The sequence below is a fragment of the Mesorhizobium sp. CNPSo 4671 genome (assembly GCF_057784245.1).
Genome location: NZ_JBWLUW010000049.1, coordinates 1 through 2,807, shown reverse-complemented (window position 1 = coordinate 2,807; position 2,807 = coordinate 1). Strand labels below are relative to the sequence as shown.

4 protein-coding genes are annotated in these 2,807 nt (G+C 62.8%); 3 read left to right on the top strand and 1 reads right to left on the bottom strand.

Annotated elements, in window-relative coordinates; genetic code table 11:
• Positions 1-194, bottom strand: a 194-nt coding sequence (locus AC04SF_RS37215; RefSeq protein WP_488481851.1) for a hypothetical protein, incomplete at its 3' end; no start/stop codon positions are given.
• On the opposite strand from AC04SF_RS37215, the gene AC04SF_RS37210 reads away from it, so the two are divergent.
• The 3 genes from AC04SF_RS37210 to AC04SF_RS37200 form a co-directional block, all read left to right on the top strand.
• Entirely contained in the window at positions 148-1,452 is a 1,305-nt protein-coding gene (locus tag AC04SF_RS37210) for a caspase family protein (protein WP_488481850.1), read from the top strand. The genes AC04SF_RS37215 and AC04SF_RS37210 overlap by 47 nt on opposite strands.
• Positions 1,335-2,312: a tetratricopeptide repeat protein gene (locus AC04SF_RS37205; protein ID WP_488481849.1), complete on the top strand. Its 978-nt coding sequence runs from the start codon at positions 1,335-1,337 to the stop codon at positions 2,310-2,312. Before AC04SF_RS37210 ends, AC04SF_RS37205 begins: the two co-directional genes overlap by 118 nt.
• 46 nt (positions 2,313-2,358) lie before the next feature.
• On the top strand, positions 2,359-2,807 hold a 449-nt coding region (locus AC04SF_RS37200), incomplete at its 3' end, for a caspase family protein (RefSeq protein WP_488481848.1).

Genomic DNA, 2,807 nt, shown 5'->3' with positions numbered 1-2,807 from the left:
GGCTGCTGCCGGTCGATGCCGATGCCTCCTCGCTCGATCAACTGGACAAGACAAGCCTGCCGCTGGAAGAAGTGCGCGCTGCAGTCGCCGCCACCGCCAAGGTCGGGCTGATCGTGCTCGACGCCTGCCGCAGCGATCCGTTCTCGGGTGCGCGGCGCGACGTCACTGGCAAAGGATGTCGCCGACAAGGTCAAGCCGGGCCTCGGCCGCGTCGGCCGGGCGGAAAACATCCTGTTTGCCTTTTCGGCCGCACCCGGCGAAACGGCGGCCGACGGCACCGGCCAGAACTCGCCGTTCACAACGGCGCTGACCAAATATCTCGGCACGGACGGGCTCGAAATCCGCTCAGTGCTGACCTTGGTGCAGCAGGAGGTCTATGACCTCTCGCGCGGCAAGCAGCTACCCTATGTCGAAAGCGGCCTGCCGAAACTGTTCTTCGCCGCTGCCGCCAAGGAACAATTGCCGGAGCGCGAACGGCTGCTGCTGGCCATGGCCGACGTGACGCCGGAAATGCGCGGCGAGGTCGAGCAGATCGCCAGCGATGCCGACATGCCGCTGGCGCCGCTCTATGGCGCGCTGCTGTCGAAAAATCTTGCTGCGCTCGGTCCCGAGCAGCGCTCGGCCAAGCTCAGGGAAGCCGCGGATGCCTTCGTCAAGGTGCAACGGGAAATGACCACGCTGGCCTCTGGCGATCCGGAGGTGACGCAGTTGCGGCAGGAAGCGGAACGGCAGCTTTCGCTCGGCGCTTTCGATGCCGCTCGCGCCAAGCTCGCCGAGGCCGCCGGCATTGACAGGAATTCGCGCCAGCGGCTCAAGGCCAATTATGTTGAACGCACGCTTTCGGAAGCGGCAACCCATTCGCTGGAGGGCGGCGCGGCAAGCGCTTTGCTCAGATATCAATTGGCCGCCGATGGCTATGAGAAGGCGACAGCGCTTTATCGCGAGGTCAATGGCGAGGACATTCCGGCGGACGACCGACTGCAGCAGCTTCTCACGCTTGCCCGGCTCGGCGATGTCTACACGACGCTGGGCAGGCTGGATGACGCCGCCAGGATCTACAAGGAATGGAATGAAGGATCGACAAGGCGCTCTGGCACCGATCCGAACAACGTTTTCTGGCAGCGGGATGTTTCGCTCAGTCTGGACAAGATGGGCGATACCGCCGTCGCCCAAGGTAAGCTCGCCGACGGCCTGGCCGATTACCAGGCATCGGCGGATATCGCCGAGAAGGTGGCTGCCGCGGCCCCGACCGAACTCGAATGGCAGAGCGATCTTTCCTTTGCCTACGACCGGATCGGCTACGTCATGCGCTCGCAGGCAATCTCAAGGACGCGATGCCCTATTACCAGAAGGCGCTGGAGATTTCCAAACGGGTGGTCGGACTTGACCCCGACAACATCAACTGGCAGCGCCGGCTGGGCGTGGCCCACGACTCGATCGGCGACGTGCTGATCATGGAGGGCGACTACAACCGGGCGCTCGACGCCTTCAGTTCGGGCTTTGCCATATGGCGCAAGCTGACGGAGATGGACCCCGCCAATCTCTCCTGGCAGCGCGATCTCTGTGTCTCCTACACCAAGATCGGCGACAGCTTGCAGATCTTGGGCGAGTACAAGAACGCCATCGTTTCCTATCAGGCCGGCCTGAGCCTGAGTTCGGCCCTTGCCAGCGCCGATCCGGAAAATCTCGAAGGCCAGCGGGATATCGCGATCCTTCATGACAGCATCGGCGACGCGCAGCTGATGCTGCAGGCAAATGCAGAGGCTCTGGCCGCGTTCAACGAGGCCAATCACATCTGGGAATCGCTGGTCAAGACCGACCGGAGCAACACACGATGGCTGCGTGATCTCGAAATTAACTACAGCAAGCTGGGCGACGCACATCTGGCGAATGGCGAGCCGGGAACGGCGCTGACCGCCTACAAATCTGCACTCGACGCATCTCTCGCCCTGACTGGAAACGACGCCGGCAACAGCCTCTGGCAACGCGATCTGGCGATCAATTGCGGCAAGATCGGCGATCTCCTGGCAAGATCGGGCAACAAGGATCTCGCCACCCAATTCTACCAGCAGTCGCTCGATATCTCCGAGCGCTTCTCTGCGATCGATCCGGACAATTCGATGTGGCTGCGCGATATGGTCATCGGCCATTTCAAAATGGCCGAGATGGGTCTCGATGTCCGTTCGAATTTGACGGCGGCCCTCAAAATCGCCTCCGACATGCAGCAGGCCGGAATCCTCTCGCCCGCGGACGCCTGGATTCCGGATGAACTGCGCAAGCGGCTCAAGCAGCTCGACGCCCCGGCCAAATGAAAGAGCCGGTTTTCGGCCCGGCTTGCTCGCGCCATAAAGAGATGGAATGGTTGGCAAAGGACTGAGCCGGGGGCGGTTCGACTTGCGCTTGCTGTTTGCCTTGCTGCTGATGATTGCGACCACCGCTACCGCGGCGGCGGAACGGCGTGTGGCACTGGTCATGGCGGAGGACGACTACCGGCTGGTCCGCCCGTTGGCCAACCCCGTCCATGACGGCGAGGCGATGGAAGCGGCGCTGAAGAAGCTCGGCTTCGAGGTGGTGCTCGAAACCAACCGTGATCTGCGGCGCATGCGGCGCGCGCTCGACGACTTTCGCGAGGATGCCAAGGGTGCCGATGTCGCCCTGGTCTATTTCTCCGGCCATGGCGTTGAAATCTCCGGCGACAACCGGCTGCTGCCGGTCGATGCCGATGCCTCCTCGCTCGATCAACTGGACAAGACAAGCCTGCCGCTGGAAGAAGTGCGCGCTGCAGTCGCCGCCACCGCCAAGGTCGG

Excerpts from the sequence above, each read along its gene's own strand:
- AC04SF_RS37205 (WP_488481849.1), top strand. The coding sequence starts at position 1,335 with ATGCCCTATTACCAGAAGGCGCTGGAGATTTCCAAACGGGTGGTCGGA.